Origin of the sequence: Brevibacterium sp. 91QC2O2 (genome assembly GCF_024580695.1) — a bacterium.
GTDB classification, from domain to species: Bacteria; Actinomycetota; Actinomycetes; order Actinomycetales; family Brevibacteriaceae; genus Brevibacterium; species Brevibacterium moorei.
This window is the reverse complement of record NZ_JANIJY010000002.1, coordinates 15,423-34,688: the sequence shown is the minus strand read 5'-3', so window position 1 is coordinate 34,688 and position 19,266 is coordinate 15,423. Positions and strand designations below refer to the sequence as shown.

Sequence of the window (19,266 nt, the reverse complement as noted above, 5' to 3'; positions counted from 1 at the left end):
TCCCACCCGCCCGACCGATCGGAGGATTCCCGTGTCACCGGGCCCGGTTAATCTGGAGGGGTGACCCCTGAATCCACGACCGGTGTACCGCCCTGGCTGCGCCAGGGCGGCCGCATCGTCCTGGGCATCCTGTACTTCTTCCTGGCGATCTTCCTCTCCGTCTTAGGCGAGGCGAATGCGACCGGCCATACGACGTTCTTCTGGGCGCCGGACGCCGCGAGCGAGCCGATCGCCCTCGAGATTCTCCTGTGGCTGACCTCCATGATCCTGTGGGGCAGTGTCTTCCTCCGTTTCCGGGTGCCCTGGCTGACGTTCGCCGCGGGAGCCGTGCTGGCGCTCATCGGCATGGACTACCTGCTCATGCTCATCGGCACCCACCAGCTGGTGCGGCGCGGTACCCGCCGGCAGGCCGGCATGAGCGCTATCGCAGCAGCGATCGTCCTGGTCTTCACCGTGATCCGCGACAGCCTGCGCGATCCTCTGAACACCGTGGTGGGGGCGCTGTTCGTCCCGATGGACTCGGATCCCGGAATCACCTCGGCCGATGCCCTGGTCACCCGCGGCACCACCGCTAGCGTGCTCGCACTGCTCGCCCTGGCCTGCTATGGACTCAGCGTGGGGATTGGCTATCTGCTGCGCGCCAATCGGCGCGCAGCGCTCGAACGGGGCAGGGCCACCGATGCCCGCGAGGAGCTGGCCCACCGCGGGGAACGCGATCGGTTGGCCCGCGAACTCCATGACTCGCAGGCCCACCGCCTCTCCCTGATGTCGATGCAGGCATCGGCTCTGGAACGCCGGGCCGGTGATACCGCCACCGCCCAGGCCGCTGCGGCCCTGCGGGGGCAGGCAAACGAGGCACTGAACGATATGCGGACCCTGGTGGGTGGGCTGCGCTCGAATCCACGCGCCGCCGGCGCCCCGCCGACCGCTGCGATGAATGGGATCCCCGACCTGGTGGCGAATGTGCGCAAGACGGGTACCCCCGTCGATGCGATGATCATGGTCGACCGGGCGAAGCCCGCGAACGCGGTGTTCGAGAACTCGGTGTACCGGATCGTGCAGGAGGCGCTGACGAACGCGGCCAAACACGCTCCCGGAACGCCGATCAGCCTATCGGTGACGGCGGACCCGGAGCGGGGCGCGCGCATCAGGGTGGCCAATCCGTTGGCGGCCGTGGGAGCCCAGGTGCCCGGCGGGGGCAATGGGCTGACCGGGATCCGGGAACGGGCACAGCGGCTGGGCGGCCAGGTGTGGATCGGTCCGTTCCAGGGCGAGTTCATCGTCGACGCGACTCTGCCGTGGCCCGGCGAGGGCTGAGCCGACTATGATCTTCGGGTGAGTCCGCGAATCCCCGAACGTCCCGCCCCGGTGCGGGTGCTGGTCGTCGACGACGAGCCCATGGTGCGCAACTTCGTGGGCGGCTACCTGGACACGGTCCCGGCCATCGAGGTTGTGGGAACCGCCGCCAACGGGGCCGAGGCCCTGGAACAGTACGCGCTGCACTACCCCGAGGTGGTGCTGATGGACTTGGCGATGCCGGTGATGGACGGGTTCGAGGCCACCGCCAGGCTGGCGGCCCTGGCCCCCGCACCCACGATCGCAGTGCTCACCACTCTGGACGCCGGCGATGACGTGGCCCGGGCGGTGGCGGCCGGAGCCGTGGGCTACATCTTCAAGAACTAGGACCCACAGGCCCTGGCCGCAGCGATCCTGCGGATCGCCGCGGGCGACGGCTTCATGTCCGGTGGTGCCACCGCCACCCTGCTGGCGCAGATCCACCGCGACACCACGCTGGTACAGCGCTCCCAGGCCCGCGAACGGGTGGCCCTGCTGTCCCCGCAGGAGTTCGAGGCCGCGAAACTGGTCATCGAGGACCTGACGGACCAGCAGATCGCCGCGCGCATGTTCCTCTCGGAGACCACCGTCAAGAGTCACCTGAAAAGTGCCAGGCGGAAACTGGGCGTGGGCACCAGGACGGGCCTGGCGCTCGCCGTGGATCGCGCGCTGCGGTAGGCGGGACGGGACAGTACGAACCGGCGGCCTACTCCAGCCCGGCCACGTACTCCGGGACGGCCCGCTGGGGCAGGATGATCGGCAGATCGGGTGCGCCGGCCTCGGCCAGGGCAGCCGCCAGCGCCTCCTGGTGTTCGGCCCTAAAGCCCATGCAGTCCAAGACGACCCCGCTGGGTGTACCGTCGCGCAGAACGGAACGCGCGACCTCGGCGGCGGGGAAGGGCTGATAGGGCGAGGCCGAGGAGAAGCTGCGGCGCTGCGTCACCGGCTCCCACTTGCCCTCGAGGAAGGGCCGTTGTTCTGCCGCCGGCATCACCACGTGCAGGTGCGCCCCGAGACCCCCGTCCACCACGGCCCGCCGCAGCACCTCATCGGGGAAGATCAGCGGCACCGGTGAGCGCAGGCCCTCGAAGGTGCCCGTGCACAGCACGACGATGGCGCTGCAGTCCCCGGCGATCTCGTCGATGCGCTGCTGGAGTCCGCGGGATACGGCGGACTTGAGCACCTTGACCTCGGTCCCGTCGGCCATCCGGGACACGTAGACCGTGTGCCCGGCGGCGACGTCGTCGGGTCCCGGCGCGAAATCGCGGTGCACGGCATCCAGGCTCAGCCCGTCCAGGGCGCCGCCCTCGACGAAGTCGAACCCGGCGAAATTGCCCGTGATGTCGACTCGCGGGGACTGTCCGATGGTCAGCAGGCCGATGGTCATCAGGCCTCCTTGTACAGGTGGCCCAGCGAGCCGTAGAGGCGCTGCAGGATCGCGACCTCATCGTCCTTGACGAAGTGCACATCGCCCTTGCCGAAGCCCTTGGCGACTTCGATGGCGAAGCGCACGGCATCGGCGATGTCGATCTCGTGGCTGGCCCCGGTGGCCGAGCCCGGCACCAGGGATTCGGTTGTGATGGCCACGCCCACGACCGGCACCTCGGCGGCAGTGGCCGGCTGCACGATGCTGTTGACGTGGTGGACGCCATTGCCGTACGGGGTGATGTCCTGATTGGTGATCGGGAAGGTCACGGCGGGCCGGCCGGTGGCGATCTCCAGAACGTCGAGCAGGTCATCGGGCACTGCCATGACATAGCCGTCGAGGATCGCCGGGGTGATGGAGATGCCCTTGACGTTGACCAGCTTATTGCCCTTGGTCGTGTCGATGGACAGGATCGCGTCCATCGCCTCATCGACCTCGTGGCGGTTCATGATCCCCATGTCCACGGGGGAGTCCATGAATTCCACGGGCTTGTGCGGGCGGGTCGGGGCGTCGGGGCAGACGTGGGTGGCCACGATGACGTCGCCGGGCAGCCGGTCGCCCAGTTCGGCCATCCGGACCAGCTTCCAGGCGGTCGCGATGGCCGAGGCCGCTCCGTCGCCGTCCGAGGTGAAGCCGATCCGGGTGGGCCTGGCACCCAGGCCACCCAAGCGGCCGATGACGCCCAGGGTCCGCGCCGAGCCACCCGCGGCCTTGCCGTCGGTGCCCTTGATCGTGACCTTGACGAAGTCGGTCGAGCCCTTGTCGGTGCCGACCGGCTGCACGCTGACGGCGACGATTCCCTGGGCCGAGGCCTCGGGGGCGGCCGCTGTGAGTGCCTGGGCGACCGCCTGGCCGCTTGCCTGCGGGGAGTCGAGGATTTCGAGTGTGTCCAGTACCTGCTTGAGCATGATGTCCTTACGGTGGTGGTGAACGGCTTACTGGTGGGCCACGATCGGCTTGCCGAGTATGGGTTCGATCCCCGCCAGCAGATCGGCGTCGAACATGCTGGCGCCCAGGCGCAGCCGCGATTTGTCCGCCGTGATGACGGTGAGGGACTGCCCCTGCTCGATTCTGGCGGAGACGACGGGGGCACCGGTTTCGGTGTCCAGGGTCATGATGAGGTCGGGGAAGGTCGCCAGGCGCTCGCCTGCGAGCTCGGCGGTCATGTACTCGTTCCAGAAGGTCAGTTCGCAGTTGCGCGAGCCATCGCCCAGGGTTACGGTGCCCACGTCGAAGCCGCCCTCCTGGCGCAGCTCGACACCGTCCACCGTGCCGGTGAAGCACACGTTCCCGCCCAGGAAGTCCACGACATTGGCGATCTTCTCGGCCCCGGTGGTCCCTGCCAGGTGGGCCCGGCCCAGGTCGATGGCGAAGCCGATGCCGCCGGCCGCGCCGTATTCGCGCACCCGCTGAATGCTCACCGGGTTGCGGCACACGCCCACCATGCCGCCTGCGGTCACGGACAGGGCGCGGACCGCGGCGGCGGCCGTGTTCAGGTTGCCCGCCACGTGCCCGGTCAGGGCCGCGGTTCCGGCGCCGCCGGCGAAGGCCTGGACCGAGGTGTACTCGGGCTCCTTCTGCAACTGCAGGGCGCCCATCACCCCGGTGGGGTGGGCCCTGCCGTTCGAGGGTGCGTCGAGGACCGGCAGGCCAAGGGCCGCCGCCTGCAGCCAGCCGTTGATGGTGGTGGCGGGTCCGTTCTCATTGGTCATCAGCGCGGCCAGTTCGCCTTCGACGGCACCTGCCAGTTCGCGCACGCTGGCGATCAGCTGGGCCTCGTCGATATGGGCCGCGGCGGCCGAGGGCGCACCGACCAGGGCCACACAGGCGACTGTGGCCAGCGGGCTCAGCTCGTCTAGCGATACCAGGGTGGGTGCGGGCAGGTGGCCGTCGAAGATCTGCTCGACGCGGGCCAGGCCGTCGGCCAGATGGCCGCCGCCCCCGCCGCCGAGGACGCCGCCGCCGTAGACCGCCGCGATTCCGTCTTCGCGGGTCAGGGTTCTAGACATGTTCTACCGTGCCTTCCAGAGTGAGGAGAAGAAGCTGTACAGGGCGTCGCCGGCGATGAAGCCGGCTGCCAGGGTGAAGGACATGGCCTCACCCTTCTCGCCCCAGATTTTGAGGATGATGAAGCGCAGGACGATGCCCACGAGCACCGCCCAGCCGGCCAGCGGGTTGACGATGAGCAGCCCGGTGGCGAACATGATGCCGACCTGGCGCTTGGGTCCGCCGATCAGCTGCACGATGGCCCCGGGGATCGCCCAGATGAGCAGCTGACGGCCCACCTCGCCGCCGATCCCGTGCTCGATCGTGGTGGCGAAGACCTTGTCTACCGGCGGGATGAGTCCCTGGGAGAACAGGGTGTCGTGGGCGATGGCCACGACGACGAAGGCGACCACGAAGCCCACGATGCCGGCCTTGAGCTGCTGGCGGCGGCCGTAGATCTCCTCCTGGACGCTGACGCCGCGGCGGATCAGGGCACCCGTTTTGAAGTCGTAGCCCATATCCGCGAAGGCGGGTCCGGAGGCCGCGACATAGCCGGTGAGCAGCGCCAGGGCCACCGGTGGGAAGCCCAGCAGCAGACCCAGCATGAGCGAGATGAGGGTGACGGCGAAGGCGGGGAACCAGCCGGAGTGCATGGCGGCGATGCCGACGATGATCTCGTGGCAGAAGGTGATGACCCCGGCGAAGATCACGAAGCCCACGATCACCAGGGGTGACATGTGGCTGATCAGCCCGCCGAGCAGAGCCAGGATCAGGGCGCCGGCCATGAACAGCACATTGCCGGTCAGGAAGGCTTTGCGGACGTCGGATTCGCTGCGGGTGGCCTCGGTCCGGCCCACGCCCTTGACGCTCTCGGCCTTGGCCGCATCCTGGGCGGCACTCTGCGCAGTGGCGCCCTGCCGCTTCTTCCGTCCGGCATTGATCATCATGAAGACGAACTGCAGCAGGGCCACCAGGCCCGCGCCGATCATCATGCCGTGCGGGATGTAGAGGGCGTTGATGTCGATGCCGAACCAGGGTTCGGCGTAGCCGTTGACGACCAGGCCGATGCCGAAGAAGGCCAGGGCCCAGATATTGCCGATGAAGGCCACACCGAAGGCGGACATGGAGATGCCCAGCGAACTGCCGATCAGGCCCAACACGATGCCGGCGCCCAGCAGCCAGGCCTTCTTGCCGCCCTGATCGCCGGCCTTCATCGCCTCGGCGGTGGCCACGCCGGAGGGCCAGGATTCATTGGCCGAGAAGAAGCGTGAGTCGAAGACGCGGTAGAAGATGAAGACGTCGATGGCCAGGGCGATGCCGGAGCCGATCAGCAGGGGCCAGACCAGTTGGGGCAGGCCCATGGCGTACGGGATGCCGATCGGCAGCAACAGGCTGTTGGCCGCGCCGAAGGTGGCCGAGGAGATGGTCGTCTGAATGAGGTTCTGCGATTCCATCGAGCGGAACTGCTTGAACCAGCCCAGCGGGATGCGGGCGATGATCATGGCGATGAGAACGCCGATGATCGAGGTGTTCGGGGTGACGCCCAGCTGGGCGATCAGCTGCATGCCGATGATCGATCCGAACACCGCGACCACGATCGACACGATCACGAAGACCGTGTTCTGGGTCCGTTTCGACACGGTCCCGGTGAGGGTGTTGTCAGTCATACCGGCCACGCTAGTGGTGTGGGCCCGGCCACTGATATGTCCGGAACGGGGAAAATCCCGCAGCCCGATTTCCCGGGTGGGAAACCAGGATTACGCGGGTGTTACTCCAGCGGGGACTCCGGTAGGAATGTCAGGTACAGGATGATCTTCGCGGGGAAGGCCGGCAGGTCCAGGCCAGTGATCTCCGCGATTCGGTGGAGTCGGTGGTTGACGGTGCGCCGGTCGACGGCCAGCCGCGCCGCGGTGTCCGAGGCATTGCATTCGGATCCGGCATAGGCCACAGCCGTCGTGGCCAGCACGGGGTCCGCCGCGTACAGGACAGCGCGGATGTGCTCGGCATAGCGGGTGAAACCCGCGCCGCCGCGTTTGAGCAGGGCCAGGGACTGCAGACCGCCGTCGCCGCGGGTGAACACCCTGGTGCGGTCGTGATCCGGCGGGGCCATGCTCAGTAGCGCCCTGGCCTCGGCCTCCGCTCGCTCGGTGCGTTCGGTGCCGTCGGAGATGACGCCGAGCCCCAGGTTCAGTCGCCAGCCCAGGTCCTGCAGGGCCGAGCGATAGAGCGCTTCGAGGGCTGCAGGGTCCATCGGCCGGGCGAAGCGCAGCTGCTGGACGAGCTCGATCCGGTCGGCGGAGTGGACGATGTGCGAATCCACGGTCTCCACCGGCCCTCCGGCGGCCAGCAGAGCGCTCTGCAGGGCCAGGCCTGCCAGCCGGGCCACCGATTCGTGGTCGAGGATCCGGTCGGCCGGATGCCCGCCCACGCCCGCGGTCAGGGTCGTGACCGCACAGCCGACCGCGTCCTCGGCCCCGGAAGGGACGGCGGGCGCGTCGGGATGCCGGAATTCGTTGAGCCGGCCCATGACGAGCATGAACAGCTTGTCGCCGAGGATGGCGACCAATCGGGTCGCGGTGTTGTCCTCGGTGCGCGGGACCGGCGTGGGCAGGCGCGAGTTGACCAGGTGGACGAAGGCGAAGATCTGCCCGTGATAGGTCAGCGGGATGATCGTGCGGCGGTATCGGAAGGACTGGTCGCCCGGGATCGCGATATAGGTCCGCCCCGAACGCGACCAGATCCGCAGGGACTTCTCGAACCCGGCGACCGAGGGCTGCGATAACGGTGTGAAGTCCCACCGCCAGTCGTCCGGGTGCGGTGCCGAATGGGTGAACAGCAGCCGCCCGGAGACGTCCTCGATGTAGACCGCGCCGGACAGCGTGCGCACCAGGTAGTCCAGGGTGGGGGTCAGGTCCCGGTAGGCGGGCAGGCGCAGTTCGGCCTCGATGCGGTCTGCGTCTACCGTCGCCTCATCGCCTACCGTCACTTCACCGCCTGAAGGCCTGTGCCAGGGCGTCGTGCAGGGCCGCGATATCGGCCACCGCGCACATCTCGCGGGCCGAGTGCATCGACCACAGGGCCGGTCCCACGTCGACGGTGGTGACGCCGAGGCGCTGGGCGGTCAGTGGGCCGATCGTGGTGCCGCACGGCATCGTGTTCTTCGAGACGAAGGGCTGGGAGTGCACGCCGGCGGCCGCGCAGGCGCGCTCCCATACGGCGGTGCCCAGGGCGTCCGTGGCGTAGCGCTGCTGCGCGTTGATCTTCAGCAGGGGGCCGGCGCCCAGGTGCGGGCGCACGACCGGGTCGTGGTGGCCGGGGAAGTTCGGGTGGACCGCGTGCCCGGCATCGGAGGAGATGCAGACGCTGGCGGCGATGGCCCGCAGATAGTCCTCGGCCGGACGGGTGGAACCCGGGTGCAGGGCCTCGACGATGCGGTGGGTGATGTCGGACAGGATGGGGCCCGAGGCCCCCGAGCGGGTGCCCGAGCCGACCTCTTCGTGGTCGAAGGCCGCGACCAGTGCGACCGAGGTGATGGCATCCGGGTCGACCGCGGCCAGTGCCGTGACGGCCGGGTAGACCGAGGCCAGGTTGTCCAGGCGCGGCGAGGCCAGGAACTCCCGGTGGGCACCGAAGAGCGCGGGGCGTTCGGCCGGGATGGTGTGCACATCGTAGCCGGCGATCTGTTCGGCCGTGACCCCTGCGGATTCGGCCAGCAGTCCCAGTACCAGGGAGGAGGCGGCCGCGTTGTCGGCCGATCCGGTGATGTGCTCCAGGCCGATGACCGGCTGGGTGTGCTGCTGCTTGTCCAGCATGAGCTTCTCATTGGCCGAACGGTCCAGGTGGATGGCCAGCTGCGGGATGCGGCCGATCGGTTCGGTGCGGGCCAACACGACGCGGCCGTCGCTCAGGGCCAGGCGGCCGGCGAAGCACAGTTCGCGGTCCAGCCAGGAGTTCAGAATGGGCCCGCCGTAGATCTCCACGCCCACCTGGTTCGCGCCCTCGTGGGTGAAGTCCGGCAGCGGCTTGAGCTTGAAGGCCGGGGAATCGGTGTGGGTGCCCACGATCGTGAAGGCGGCGGATTCGGGAAGCGTCGACGGGATCGCCCAGGCCGCCAGGGAGCCCTCGCGCACCACGACGTAGCGTCCGCCCGGCTCCAGATCCCAGGCCCGCGTCTCATCCAGTTCCGTGAAGCCCGCTGCGACCAGGGCGTCGCGCGCGGTGGCCGCGGCGTGGTAGGAGGTGGGGGAGTCGACGACGAAGTCGATGAGCCCCTGGGCATGTGATGTGGGTGCGGAAGTCATACACGCATTCTAGGCACAGTGGCTCCGGGCACCGGGGCGGTGCCGGACCTGAATGCGCAACGGGGCCCCACTCGTGAGGAGTGGGGCCCCGTTTTTCCGAGGTGATCGGATCACCTCAGAACGAAGAAGCTCAGTTCTTCTTGCGGCGGGCCAGGAAGACCGTGGCGGCGCCGACCAGGATCAGTGCGATGGCACCGCCGAGCAGCGGGGCCGAGGTCACACCGGTCTTGGGCAGTTCCTTGCCGTTATCGCCCGAACCGTTGTCGTCCGAGCCATTGTCGCCGGAGCCGTTGCCGTTGTCATCGCCGTTATCGCCACCACCGGGGTTGGCATCGCCGGAGACGACCTGGAACGAACCGGTCAGCGGATCATTCGCGGCCTTGGCATCGGTCTGGGGCTGGGCCTTGACCTGGTACTTGCCGACGTAGACCTCGGGATCGCTGGCGCTGGTGCCGTAGACCTTCCACTGCGCGGTGCCATTGGCATCGGCGGTGGCGGTCAGTTCGTAGGGCTTGACGTTCTTACCCGAGGGGCTCACCGTGAAGTCGACCTTCTGGCCCTTCTCCAGGTTCGCCACCTTGAGGGTGACGCCCTTCTTCTCGTTGACGAAGTTCTTCGCCGAGACCTTCTTCGGGTCGATCGTCAGCTTCGGATCGGCCTTCGGAGCCTCAGTGGTCTGCGTCGGCTTCGAGGTCTGCGTCGGTTCCGTGGTGGGAGCCGAGGAGGTGGGAGCCGGAGTCGTCGGTGCATCCGTGGTCGGCTTCTCGGTGGGAGCCGTCGTGGTCGGTGCCGGCGAGGTGGGCTCTTCGGTGGGAGCCGTGGTCGTCGGCTCGTCCGTCGGAGCCGGCGTCGTCGGTTCCTCGGTGGGAGCCGTCGTCGTGTCCGTCGGCTCCGGGGTCCCCGGAGGAGTCGTGGTGTCGCCGTCCGTGGTCACCTTAACGTTGTGGCCCTTGTTCTTGAGCTGGGTCAGACCCTCGGCCAATTCAGCGGTCCACAGGAATGCCTTGTGGCCCGCTTTGGCGGGTGAGCCGCCGGAGACGACGCCCACGGCCTGATCACCCTTCATAACGGCGCCGCCGGAGTCACCGTGATCGGCCAGGGTCTCGGAGGCGAAACCATAGACCAGGCGACCGCCGATGTTCGAGTAACCGTCGACGATGGCAACGGTCTGCCGGTCCTCGTAGCCGATCGGACCGGTCTGCTTGCCGGTGGTACGGCCGGAGCGCCAGACATCGGAGCCCACATCCTTGGTGGTGACGTCGTGGACGCCCTTGACCGGAGTGGTGTCCTTGGCCAGATTGTCCTCGTTCTTGGCGTCCTTCTCGTTCCAGTTGGTTGTGACACCGGGCTGGTTCAGATTGAGGCCGCCATCGACGGCGAGCAGGCCGAAGTCCTGCGCCTTGGCGGGCGTGATGCCCGCGGGCAGCTGCGTCTCGTTCTCGTCGATCGCGGTCGGACCGAACTGCGAATACGTGACGGTGCCGAAGGGCTTTGCGCCGGAAGCGTCACCATCGAGGAATTCGGATGCGCCCTTGCCGGCTACGGCCTCGGACGAGGACGGAGCCTCGCGGTAGGCCTTTTTGCCGTCCATACCCTCGGTGCAGTGACCGGCGGTGATGATGATCGGCTTGCCGCCTTCGGTGGCGTTGAACCCGGTCGAGCAGAGAGAGCCCTGCGTCGCGCTGGTGAGCATTATGTACCCGGCGCCGTTGACCAGGTCCTTGATGGACTTGCCGTTGTCGGCAAAGGTCTCGCCCTTGGCCACAGACTTCTTGTCGATCTTGGCAGTGGCCCCATAAGCTTCGTAGCCCTTGGTGCCGATGAAGCTGACCTTCAGGTCCTTGCCTTCCTTGGCGGCATAGGCCTTGATGGACTTGAGTTCATCGCTGTCGGCGGTGAGGGCCTTGTCGGTCGACTGGACGACGACTTCGCCGTCCTTGCCGAAGCCCATGGCTGCGATCTTTGAGGCCTTGGCCGATTTCGTCTTGGCAGCGGCCTTGGTGTCTGCGGCGAATGCCGTACTGGCTGCCTTGGCGAACGCGGTGCCGCCTTCGCCGCCTGCGGCAGGACCCGCCATGGCGGGTGCAGCGATCATTGCGGAGCCCGCGGCCAGAGCCGCGGCCGCGCCGATGGCGGCAAGTTTCTTCCCCGGTGTGGGAGCGTGCATGTGTTCAGTCCCTTGCAAATCGTTAGCAGGTTGCTTGGTGCTAAATGCAGCTACTTCCGTGGTGCGAATAATGAAGTAACGTCTTTACGGGGACCAAGTCTGGCACGGACTGTTACCAAAACGCAACCTGATTTCTAAGAAATCTCACAGCCTGAACACGTACACCGCTCGGCAAGAGGGGTTGTCGGCTACGGGTGTGGGCTACTCAGTCGGCACGCGTCAGAGTGCCGATCTCCTTGCCCTTGTCGTCCTTGACAGTCATATTGTCTCCGGCGATGCTCAGCGAGCCGATCTTGCTCAGCCAGTCGTTGACTCCAGGACAGGCCATTAGGGTGCTGGGGCCCTGTTTGACGTCGGCGTTATCGGCTTGCATGGTGAAGGTGCCAGCGATGCTGTTGCAGCCGTCTTTACCCTTATATGATCCTTTGCCATCGCCATCGGGGGCACCGAATTCCAGATAGGCATCCCTCGGATCCTCGGCCTTCCACTTGCCCTCGATGGTGGGTGTCGAGTCCCCTCCGGAAGACGAGGCCGCGCCACCGCCGCCACAGGCCGTCAGGGCCAGTGCGCAGACTGCGCCCAGCGCGAATACGATCATGCCGCGTTTCATCTGTACTCCTCGAATGGGGTGCATCGTGCGTCCAGCCTAATGGCGCAGCCTGTGCAATCAATCAAGCACAGTTGCGAGCGCTGCCCTGCGGCTTCGGCGGATCGACGTGGCCAAGAGGATGGTCACACCCAGTCCGCCACAGGCATAGGCCAGGAACACCGAGGGGACCCCGGCCTGGGCCGCCAGTAGCAGACCGGTCAGCTGCGGGGCCAGGATCGCACCCAGCCGGCCGAAGCCCATGACCACGCCCAGGGCGGTGCCGCGCAGATGGTCGGGATAGGCCTGGGCCACCGCGCCCATGACCAGGCACTGGGTGCCGTGGGTGCCGATGCCGGCGGCGACCATGCACACGTAGATCATGCCGGTGCTCGGGTGGGTTAGCATGAGCAGCAGGCCCAGCACGCACACGGCGGCTGCCACCGCGGCGGTGGGCACGGTGCCGAAACGCACCGAGGCCCAGGCGGTCAGCACGCTGCCGCCCACCGCGCCCAGGTTGAGCGCCAGGCTGAAGGTCAGTGCCGACCCCAGCCCGTAACCGGCCTGGGTCATCAGATTCGGCAGTTCGGTGCCGAGCCCGAACCAGACGAACAGGCAGCACAGGAAGGCCAGTGAGAACACGATGGTGGTGCGGGCGAAGCCGCTGCGGAACAGGGCGCCGTAGCCGGAACCGGCATCCGAGCCGGCCGCGGCGAGTTCGGCCGAGGTCCCAGCCGCCACGCGCTGTGCCTGCACCCGGGCGGGTGCCCCGGTGGTCGAGACATCGTGTCCGGCGCGTCCCAGGGCCGACACTCCCCACAGCAGCAGGGGCAGGGCGACGAGCATGACCAGGAGTGGCAGGAAGAACATGGGCCGCCACCCGGCGGCAGGGATGACGCTCAGGCCGATGAGCGAAGCGGCGGAACCGCCCACGGGCACGCCGGACATCATGATCGTCGTCATCACCCCGCGCAACCGGGCGGGCACCAGGGTGGTGGCCAGCGCGTTGGTCGCCGGCATCACGCCGCCCAGGCCGAGGCCCGCCACCAGGCGCAGCAGGCCGAAGGCGAAGACACTGTCGACCAGGCCGCAGGCCACGGTCGCCAGGGTGAAGAGCAGGGTGCAGGCCACGATCGTGCGGACCCGGCCCAGGGCATCGGACAGCCGGCCGGCGATCAGTGCGCCGATCATCATGCCGATGAAGGCGATGGAGCCCAGGGTGCCGGCGGTGGCCTGGGTCAGGCCCCAGTCCTCCTGCATGAGCACGGGTTTGACCGCGCCGAAGACGATGAGGTCGTAGCCGTCGAAGACGATGACCAGCCAGCAGGCCAGGACGGTCAGAACGGCGGGAATGCGGGGACGGGTGGCGGACGTCGGAGCATCCACGGCAGTGGTGTTCACAGAGAAGGAGCTTAGCACGACCTAAGCAATGAGGATATAGGGTGGGCTCAGAGATTGAACTCGCTGCTCATTGCCCGGGCCAGCGGCGCATTCGCATAGGGGCCCGTCCCCGCCAGGTGCTGCACAATCGAGCGGACCGTTGCCGGATCCTTGTCCTGGCTGAGCTTGTTCTTTCCCCGGAAACGCGTGACGCGGATGCGCAGTCCCGTGGTCGCCGCCGCGACCCTCCTGGTCATCGCCTCGTCCAGGCGCAGGGAACTGGGAGCCTCGACCGGGGCCTCGAACTCGTCGACCAGGCGCGTGAGCACCCGGTAGTTCTCCTCGGGCTCCAGGAGTTCCGGCACGCCCCACAGATGCGCGCTCATAAAATTCCACGTGGGGATGATCTGCTCCGGCGGATACCACGACGGGGAGATATAGCCGTGTGGTCCATCGATGAGCACCATGGCCTCACCCGTCAGATCGAGGAGCTCATCATCGGGTTTTCCCAGATGGGTCAGCAGGACGATGTCCTCGCCGGCTTCCTCGAGCAGGAACGGATAGTGCGAGGCCTCGATCCCGGAGGGGCCGTGGGTGACCAGAGTGCCCCAGCCCACCCGGCGGACCAGATCCCGGACCCAGGCCGGGTCGGTCACCTCATAGGCGTCAACGGTCAGCATCTGCGCTCCTCTTTGCGACGACGCCGATCCACGCATCGAACAGTCCCGCCCAACGTTCGGCCAGCTCGGGCTCCAGGGCCCGGGCCTGTGCCGTGATCTCCTCGGCCTGCGAGGCCAGGTCAGCATGGCTGTGTGCCCACCGGTCCACGGTGTCGGCCAGGGCCTCGGGATGGAACTGGGTACCCCAGGCGTTCCGCCCGACCCGGAAAGCCTGCTGCGCGGAATGGGCGTTGCCGGCCAGGTTCACGGCGCCGGCCGGCAGCTCGGCGACCTCCAGCCAGTGGAACTCCACCGCCGCCTTCCGAGTGCCCGCGAACCGTCCGAACAACGGATCGCCGTCCGCTTCGGGTGCGAAGGCGACATCGTGGACGCCGACCTCGGGCCCGCGCGGATTGACGTGCACCCGGCCGCCGGTCGATTCGGCCAGCAGCTGGGCGCCCAGGCACAGGCCCAACAGGGGAGTGGACGTGTCCACGGCGTCGCGGATCAGGTGGCGGACGGCGGGCAGCCAGGGTGCGGCCTCGTCGTCGGTGGGGCCCATGGTGCCACCGAGCACCAGGACCCCGTCGAAGTCGCGAGAATCCTGCGGGACCCAGGCGGGGCCGGCCATGGCGGTCTCGACCCCTGCTGCCGCCAGGCGCGCGCCGGCCAGATCGGGGGAGACGGAGTCCTCGTGTTGGACGATGAGGACGCGGGGCGCGGAAGTGGTCATGCCGCGGCCGCGGTGATCGAAAAGAGCTTGAGCATATTGCGCAGTTCGAGCGCATCGGTGCACGCGTACTCCACGTCATAGGCCGAGGCGCGTACCGTACCCGGCACCAACATGCAGTGATCTGCCTGGGCCGTGCGCCGCAGGGTCGCGCGCAGGGAACGGGGCGCAGGCGGTTCTGGCCGGGTGTCCGCAGTGGCCGCTGCCACCCTGGTGACGGCGGCCTCGGCGGCGATCTGAATGCGCTCGCGGGCGACTTCCGGGTGCAGGGAGTGGATCACCCCATTGCCCAGCGAGGCCTTGACGTCGACGGTCAGCGCCATGGCGTGCGGGCCCAGCGGATAGCGCGAGGCGAACGAACGGCAGACCTTGTCATCGCCGGTCACCAGGCCGATCGGCGTGCCGAACTGGGCTGCGATGGCGGCATTGACATCCGCCTCACCCCAGACCTCACCGTCCACCCGGATCCGGGCGAAGGCGCCACCGGAGACCGTGTGGTCCAGCACCGCACCGGTGGTGCCGGCCGCGGCGTGATAGCCGATCAGCAGGGCGATGTGGGCGTCCTGGGCGCCGGCCATCATGCCGCCGGCCAGCTTGGGCTGGCCCATCAACAGGGTGGCCCGTGTGTCCAGCTCCTCCGGGCGCAGGTTCGCATTGTCACCGTGGCCGTCGTTGACCGTCACCCGGGTGGCACCCCCGGCGTACGCCCCCTCGATCGCGGCGTTGACCTCGCCGGCCATGAGGGCGCAGGAACGCTCATAGTCATCGGTGCCGCGGTGCACCTGGGCCGGCGTCGCGACACCGGCGATGCCCTCCATGTCGACGGAGATGAAAACGTGGGTCATGCCACTACCCTATAGGCATGAGCGCACACCCAGCCGATGTCCACGATACGATCGTCGTCCGCGGCGCACGCGAGCACAATCTGCGCGGAGTCGACGTGGAACTGCCCAAACGACGTCTCACCGCCTTCACAGGAGTGTCCGGATCGGGCAAGAGCTCCCTGGTCTTCGCGACCATCGCGGCGGAATCGCAGCGGCTCATCAACGAGACCTACAGTGCCTTCCTGCAGGGCTTCATGCCCTCGCAGACAAGGCCGGACGTGGACGTGCTGGCAGGGCTGAGCACCGCCATCACCGTGTCCCAGGAGCGCCTGGGCTCCAATCCGCGCTCCACCGTTGGCACCGCCACGGACGTCAACCCGCTGCTGCGCATCCTGTTCGCACGACTGGGCAGTCCGCGGCTGGACGAGCCCAATGCCTTCTCCTTCAATATCGCCTCGGTATCCGGAGCCGGGGCGGTGACCCTGAACAAGGGCGGGCGCCAGGTCAAGGAGCGGCGCAGCTTCGAGGTGCTGGGCGGCATGTGCCCGCGCTGCGAGGGCCGTGGCCAGGTCAGCGACTTCGACCTGGAGGAGCTCTACGACGATTCGCTGTCGCTGAACGACGGGGCGCTCAAGGTGCCCGGATACAGCATGGACGGCTGGTACGGCCGGGTGTTCTCCGGTGTGCTGCCGATGGACAAGCCGATCAGGGACTTCACGAAGAAGCAGCTGGACGATCTGCTGTACAAGGAGCCCACCAAGATCAAGGTCGAGGGGACGAACCTGACCTATGAGGGCCTGATACCGCGGATCCGCAAGTCCATGCTGGCCAAGGACCGCGAGGCGATGCAGCCGCACATCCGCCGGTTCGTCGACCGCGCGATCGTCTTCCAGACCTGCCCCGAATGCCACGGCACCCGGTTGGGGGAGAGGGCCAGGTCAGTGACGATCGGGGAAGGGAACGGGCAGAAGAACATCGCCGAGGTCTGCGCCTTGCAGATCAGCGATCTGCTCGACTGGGTGCGGGGGCTGAGGGTTGAAGACGCTGGGTTTGGAGATGCGGGGTTTGGAGATGCGGGCCCGGCGCCGCTCATCGCTCGCCTGGCCGACATCCTGGAGTCCTGCGTGCGGATCGGCCTGGGGTACCTGTCCCTGGACCGGGCGACCGGCACCCTGTCCGGTGGGGAGTCCCAGCGGATCAAGATGATCAAGCACCTGGGCTCCCCGCTGACCGACGTCACCTATATCTTCGACGAGCCGTCGATCGGGCTGCACCCGCACGACATCGAGCGGATGAACACACTGCTGCTGAAACTGCGCGATAAGGGCAACACTGTGCTGGTCGTCGAACACAAGCCGGAGATGATCCGCATCGCCGACCACGTGGTCGACCTGGGGCCCGGGGCCGGTGGCGCCGGCGGCAGGATCTGCTACGAGGGCACCGTCGAGGGACTGCGCGCCTCGGGCACCCTGACGGGCCGCCACCTGGACGACCGGGCACGGACCAAGGAGGAGCCTCGGGCCCGGACCGGCAGCATCGAGGTGCGCGATGCGGTGCTGCACAATCTGGACCATGTCGATGTCGACATCCCGCTGGGCGTGCTGTGCGCGATCACGGGTGTGGCGGGCTCCGGCAAGAGCTCGCTGATCCACGGCTGTGTGGCCGGCCGGCCCGGGGTGGTGACCGTCGACCAGACGGCGATCAAGGGTTCGCGCCGGTCCAATCCCGCGACCTACACCGGGCTGTTGGACCCCGTGCGGAAGGCCTTCGCCAAGGCCAACGGGGTCAAAGCGTCCCTGTTCAGCGCCAATTCCGACGGCGCCTGCCCCGAGTGCAAGGGCGCCGGCGTCGTGTTCACGGAGCTGGGCGTGATGGCCACGGTCGAAAGCGTCTGCCAAGTGTGCCAGGGCCGCCGCTACGACGCCGAGGTGCTTGTGCACACCCTGGACGGCAAGAGCATCGCCGATGTGCTCGACATGTCCGTGGCCGAGGCCCAGGCCTTCTTCTCCGGCAGCGACGCCAAGGTGCCCGCGGCAGTGAAGATCCTGGCACGGCTGGCCGATGTGGGCCTGGGATATCTGCACCTGGGCCAGCCCCTGTCGACCCTGTCCGGCGGCGAGCGGCAGCGGCTCAAACTGGCCATTCACATGGGTGAGGAGGCCGAGGTCTATGTGCTCGACGAGCCGACCACCGGCCTGCACTTGGCCGATGTCGAGGCGCTGCTGGGGCTGCTGGACCGCTTGGTCGACCAGGGCAAGAGCGTCATCGTGATCGAGCACCACCAGGCCGTGATGGCCCATGCCGACTGGATCGTCGACCTGGGGCCGGGGGCCGGTACCGAGGGTGGCCGCGTGGTGTTCGAGGGCACCCCGGCCGAGCTGGTAGAGACTGGCCGGACTGATTCCGGCCAGGCGACGCTGACGGGGCGCCACCTGGCCGAATACGTGGCCTAGCCGGGTTTTTCAGCGGGTGTAACGGTTGCCGGTGCCGGTGTCCTCTCCCGTGGTCGCCGGGAGGACTAGGACGCTGTGCTCAGAACGCTGTGCTCAGAACGCGGGGACGAAGATCTCGACGCGGCGATTGAGCTGGCGGCCCGAGGGATTGTCCGAACCGTCCTTGTTCTCGTTGGCTGCGACCGGCTTGGTCTCACCGAAGCCCTTGGAGCTCAGCTTCGTGGTGGTGCCCAGTTCTTTGAGCTTGTTCTCAACCGATGCCGCGCGGTCCTCGGACAGCTTCTGGTTGTAGTCGTCGTCGCCCTTGGCGTCGGTGTGACCGTAGACCTCGGCTGCGGGTGCCTTGAGTTCCGAGAAGGCCTGATCGACCTTCTGCAGGGTGTCGGTCGCCGCCGGGCGCAGATCGGACTTGTCGAAGTCGAACAGGACCTCATTCTCCAGGGTGATCGTGGTGCCGCAGGACTTGATCGGCTTGATCGCAGTCATGGGCGGCAAGGAGCCTGCGGTCGGAGCCTTTGCCATGGGTTCGGCGTCGACGGTGGTGGTTGCGCCGGCGTCGCTGGTGATCAGGGCCTTGCCATCGCCGTGGTTGATGATCTCCAGACCGTGGCCGTGGTAGGTCCCATTGCCGTCGCCGTTGTTGACGATCTCGACGTCGTTCTTCTCATCGTGGAAGGTCCCCGACCCGTCGCCATTGAGGACGATCTTGTAGCCCGTGGTCGAATCATCGGAGGTGCCGGAGCCGCCGGTGTTGACCACGACGTTGAGCTGCTTGTCGTTGTACGTACCGGTGCCATCGCCATTGTTGACGATGTTCACCCCGTTCTTCTTGCCAGTGTAGGTACCCGCACCATCGCCGTTGTTGATGATGGTGGCGTCCTTGTCATTGGTGACGCCCGAGCCGTCTCCGTTGTTGATCTTGGAGCCGTCCTTACCGGTCGATACGCCGGAGCCGTCTCCGTTCAGAATCGTGCCCGAGGAGGAGATGAGGCTGGTGCCATCGCACTTGGCCGGGGTGACCTTGATGCCGGGGATCGAGGTCAGGGTCTTGCCCGCCTCAATCGTGAAGGAGTCGTTGGAGGAGTTGAGCAGGGAGATATCGGGGATGGCGATCTGCGGGATCGGTGGGATCTCACCCACGGCATAGCCGGGGACGGCCAGGGCGGAGTCCTCTGCGTCTGCGGATTCAGGGGGGTTCTCGGCGGCGTTCTCCGCCGCCGCGGGGGACTGCGCGGCTTCCGCTGCCTCGCCGGCTTCGTTTTCCGTCGGAGCGGCCGACTGGGTTCCGCCACATGCGGTGCGGGAAAGGCCCAGGGACAGGGAGGTCAGAGCCAACGTTATGCGGGATTTCATGATGTGAAATGTAATGCATAAGGGTGCCCTGCATATGTGGGTGGACCGGATACTGAGACCGCGTAG

17 protein-coding genes are annotated in these 19,266 nt (G+C 67.5%); 4 read left to right on the top strand and 13 right to left on the bottom strand.

What is annotated here, in order from left to right; all coding sequences use genetic code 11:
- Positions 1-60 precede the first annotated feature (60 nt).
- From NQ036_RS02270 to NQ036_RS02260, 3 genes are read left to right on the top strand one after another with little or no spacing between them, the layout of a single operon-like run.
- Positions 61-1,317, top strand: a complete 1,257-nt coding sequence (locus tag NQ036_RS02270; RefSeq protein WP_257056943.1) for a histidine kinase — start codon at positions 61-63, stop codon at positions 1,315-1,317.
- A gap of 18 nt (positions 1,318-1,335) precedes the next feature.
- Positions 1,336-1,683, top strand: coding sequence for a response regulator (locus tag NQ036_RS02265; protein WP_257056941.1), 348 nt, complete (start codon positions 1,336-1,338; stop codon positions 1,681-1,683).
- A 54-nt stretch (positions 1,684-1,737) separates the two neighbouring features.
- Positions 1,738-2,013, top strand: a complete 276-nt coding sequence (locus NQ036_RS02260) for a response regulator transcription factor (RefSeq protein ID WP_257056940.1) — start codon at positions 1,738-1,740, stop codon at positions 2,011-2,013.
- 28 nt (positions 2,014-2,041) lie between these two features.
- Here the strand turns inward: NQ036_RS02260 and NQ036_RS02255 are convergent, their stop codons facing one another.
- The 12 genes from NQ036_RS02255 to NQ036_RS02200 form a co-directional block, all read right to left on the bottom strand.
- Entirely contained in the window at positions 2,042-2,722 is a 681-nt protein-coding gene (locus NQ036_RS02255) for an AroM family protein (RefSeq protein ID WP_257056938.1), read from the bottom strand.
- Positions 2,722-3,669: a DUF1177 domain-containing protein gene (locus tag NQ036_RS02250; protein WP_257048154.1), complete on the bottom strand. Its 948-nt coding sequence runs from the start codon at positions 3,667-3,669 to the stop codon at positions 2,722-2,724. The genes NQ036_RS02255 and NQ036_RS02250 overlap by 1 nt, the downstream gene beginning before the upstream one ends.
- Before the next feature lie 27 nt (positions 3,670-3,696).
- The gene (locus NQ036_RS02245) at positions 3,697-4,770 is read right to left on the bottom strand and encodes a DUF917 family protein (protein WP_257056937.1); all 1,074 of its coding nucleotides are present in this window, start codon (positions 4,768-4,770) and stop codon (positions 3,697-3,699) included.
- A 3-nt stretch (positions 4,771-4,773) separates the two neighbouring features.
- Entirely contained in the window at positions 4,774-6,414 is a 1,641-nt protein-coding gene (locus NQ036_RS02240) for an OPT/YSL family transporter (RefSeq protein WP_257056936.1), read from the bottom strand.
- Positions 6,415-6,515: 101 nt separating this feature from the next.
- Positions 6,516-7,733 carry a helix-turn-helix domain-containing protein gene (locus tag NQ036_RS15770; RefSeq protein WP_257056935.1) on the bottom strand — a complete coding sequence of 406 codons (1,218 nt, stop codon included), beginning with the start codon at positions 7,731-7,733 and terminating at the stop codon, positions 6,516-6,518.
- A gap of 1 nt (position 7,734) precedes the next feature.
- Complete coding sequence (locus NQ036_RS02230; RefSeq protein WP_257056933.1) at positions 7,735-9,048, bottom strand: M18 family aminopeptidase; 1,314 nt, start codon at positions 9,046-9,048, stop codon at positions 7,735-7,737.
- Between the two features lie 130 nt (positions 9,049-9,178).
- Positions 9,179-11,215 (bottom strand): trypsin-like serine protease, encoded by a 2,037-nt coding sequence (locus NQ036_RS02225; RefSeq protein WP_257056931.1) that lies wholly within the window; start codon positions 11,213-11,215, stop codon positions 9,179-9,181.
- 205 nt (positions 11,216-11,420) lie between these two features.
- Positions 11,421-11,825: an META domain-containing protein gene (locus NQ036_RS02220; protein WP_257056930.1), complete on the bottom strand. Its 405-nt coding sequence runs from the start codon at positions 11,823-11,825 to the stop codon at positions 11,421-11,423.
- Between the two features lie 57 nt (positions 11,826-11,882).
- On the bottom strand, positions 11,883-13,202 hold the full coding sequence (locus tag NQ036_RS02215) for an MFS transporter (RefSeq protein WP_257056929.1): 1,320 nt from the start codon (positions 13,200-13,202) through the stop codon (positions 11,883-11,885).
- Positions 13,203-13,249: 47 nt separating this feature from the next.
- The gene (locus tag NQ036_RS02210; protein WP_257056928.1) at positions 13,250-13,861 is read right to left on the bottom strand and encodes an FMN-binding negative transcriptional regulator; all 612 of its coding nucleotides are present in this window, start codon (positions 13,859-13,861) and stop codon (positions 13,250-13,252) included.
- A complete protein-coding gene (locus tag NQ036_RS02205) occupies positions 13,848-14,573 on the bottom strand; it encodes a type 1 glutamine amidotransferase (protein ID WP_257056927.1) in 726 nt (241 codons plus the stop codon). The genes NQ036_RS02210 and NQ036_RS02205 overlap by 14 nt, the downstream gene beginning before the upstream one ends.
- The gene (locus NQ036_RS02200; RefSeq protein WP_257056926.1) at positions 14,570-15,415 is read right to left on the bottom strand and encodes a M55 family metallopeptidase; all 846 of its coding nucleotides are present in this window, start codon (positions 15,413-15,415) and stop codon (positions 14,570-14,572) included. The genes NQ036_RS02205 and NQ036_RS02200 overlap by 4 nt, the downstream gene beginning before the upstream one ends.
- Before the next feature lie 17 nt (positions 15,416-15,432).
- Here NQ036_RS02200 and NQ036_RS02195 point away from each other — a divergent pair, with 17 nt between their 5' ends.
- Complete coding sequence (locus tag NQ036_RS02195) at positions 15,433-17,847, top strand: excinuclease ABC subunit UvrA (protein WP_257056925.1); 2,415 nt, start codon at positions 15,433-15,435, stop codon at positions 17,845-17,847.
- Positions 17,848-17,940: 93 nt separating this feature from the next.
- Here the strand turns inward: NQ036_RS02195 and NQ036_RS02190 are convergent, their stop codons facing one another.
- On the bottom strand, positions 17,941-19,200 hold the full coding sequence (locus tag NQ036_RS02190; protein WP_257056924.1) for an OmpA family protein: 1,260 nt from the start codon (positions 19,198-19,200) through the stop codon (positions 17,941-17,943).
- Positions 19,201-19,266 lie beyond the last annotated feature (66 nt).

Bases quoted from the DNA above. Each gene is read 5' to 3' on its own strand.
- NQ036_RS02205 (WP_257056927.1), bottom strand. From the start codon at position 14,573: ATGACCACTTCCGCGCCCCGCGTCCTCATCGTCCAACACGAGGACTCC.
- NQ036_RS02230 (WP_257056933.1), bottom strand. From the start codon at position 9,048: ATGACTTCCGCACCCACATCACATGCCCAGGGGCTCATCGACTTCGTC.
- NQ036_RS02240 (WP_257056936.1), bottom strand. From the start codon at position 6,414: ATGACTGACAACACCCTCACCGGGACCGTGTCGAAACGGACCCAGAAC.
- NQ036_RS02200 (WP_257056926.1), bottom strand. From the start codon at position 15,415: ATGACCCACGTTTTCATCTCCGTCGACATGGAGGGCATCGCCGGTGTC.
- NQ036_RS02225 (WP_257056931.1), bottom strand. From the start codon at position 11,215: ATGCACGCTCCCACACCGGGGAAGAAACTTGCCGCCATCGGCGCGGCC.
- NQ036_RS02220 (WP_257056930.1), bottom strand. From the start codon at position 11,825: ATGAAACGCGGCATGATCGTATTCGCGCTGGGCGCAGTCTGCGCACTG.
- NQ036_RS02190 (WP_257056924.1), bottom strand. From the start codon at position 19,200: ATGAAATCCCGCATAACGTTGGCTCTGACCTCCCTGTCCCTGGGCCTT.
- NQ036_RS02210 (WP_257056928.1), bottom strand. From the start codon at position 13,861: ATGCTGACCGTTGACGCCTATGAGGTGACCGACCCGGCCTGGGTCCGG.
- NQ036_RS02260 (WP_257056940.1), top strand. From the start codon at position 1,738: ATGTCCGGTGGTGCCACCGCCACCCTGCTGGCGCAGATCCACCGCGAC.
- NQ036_RS02245 (WP_257056937.1), bottom strand. From the start codon at position 4,770: ATGTCTAGAACCCTGACCCGCGAAGACGGAATCGCGGCGGTCTACGGC.
- NQ036_RS02195 (WP_257056925.1), top strand. From the start codon at position 15,433: ATGAGCGCACACCCAGCCGATGTCCACGATACGATCGTCGTCCGCGGC.
- NQ036_RS02255 (WP_257056938.1), bottom strand. From the start codon at position 2,722: ATGACCATCGGCCTGCTGACCATCGGACAGTCCCCGCGAGTCGACATC.
- NQ036_RS02250 (WP_257048154.1), bottom strand. From the start codon at position 3,669: ATGCTCAAGCAGGTACTGGACACACTCGAAATCCTCGACTCCCCGCAG.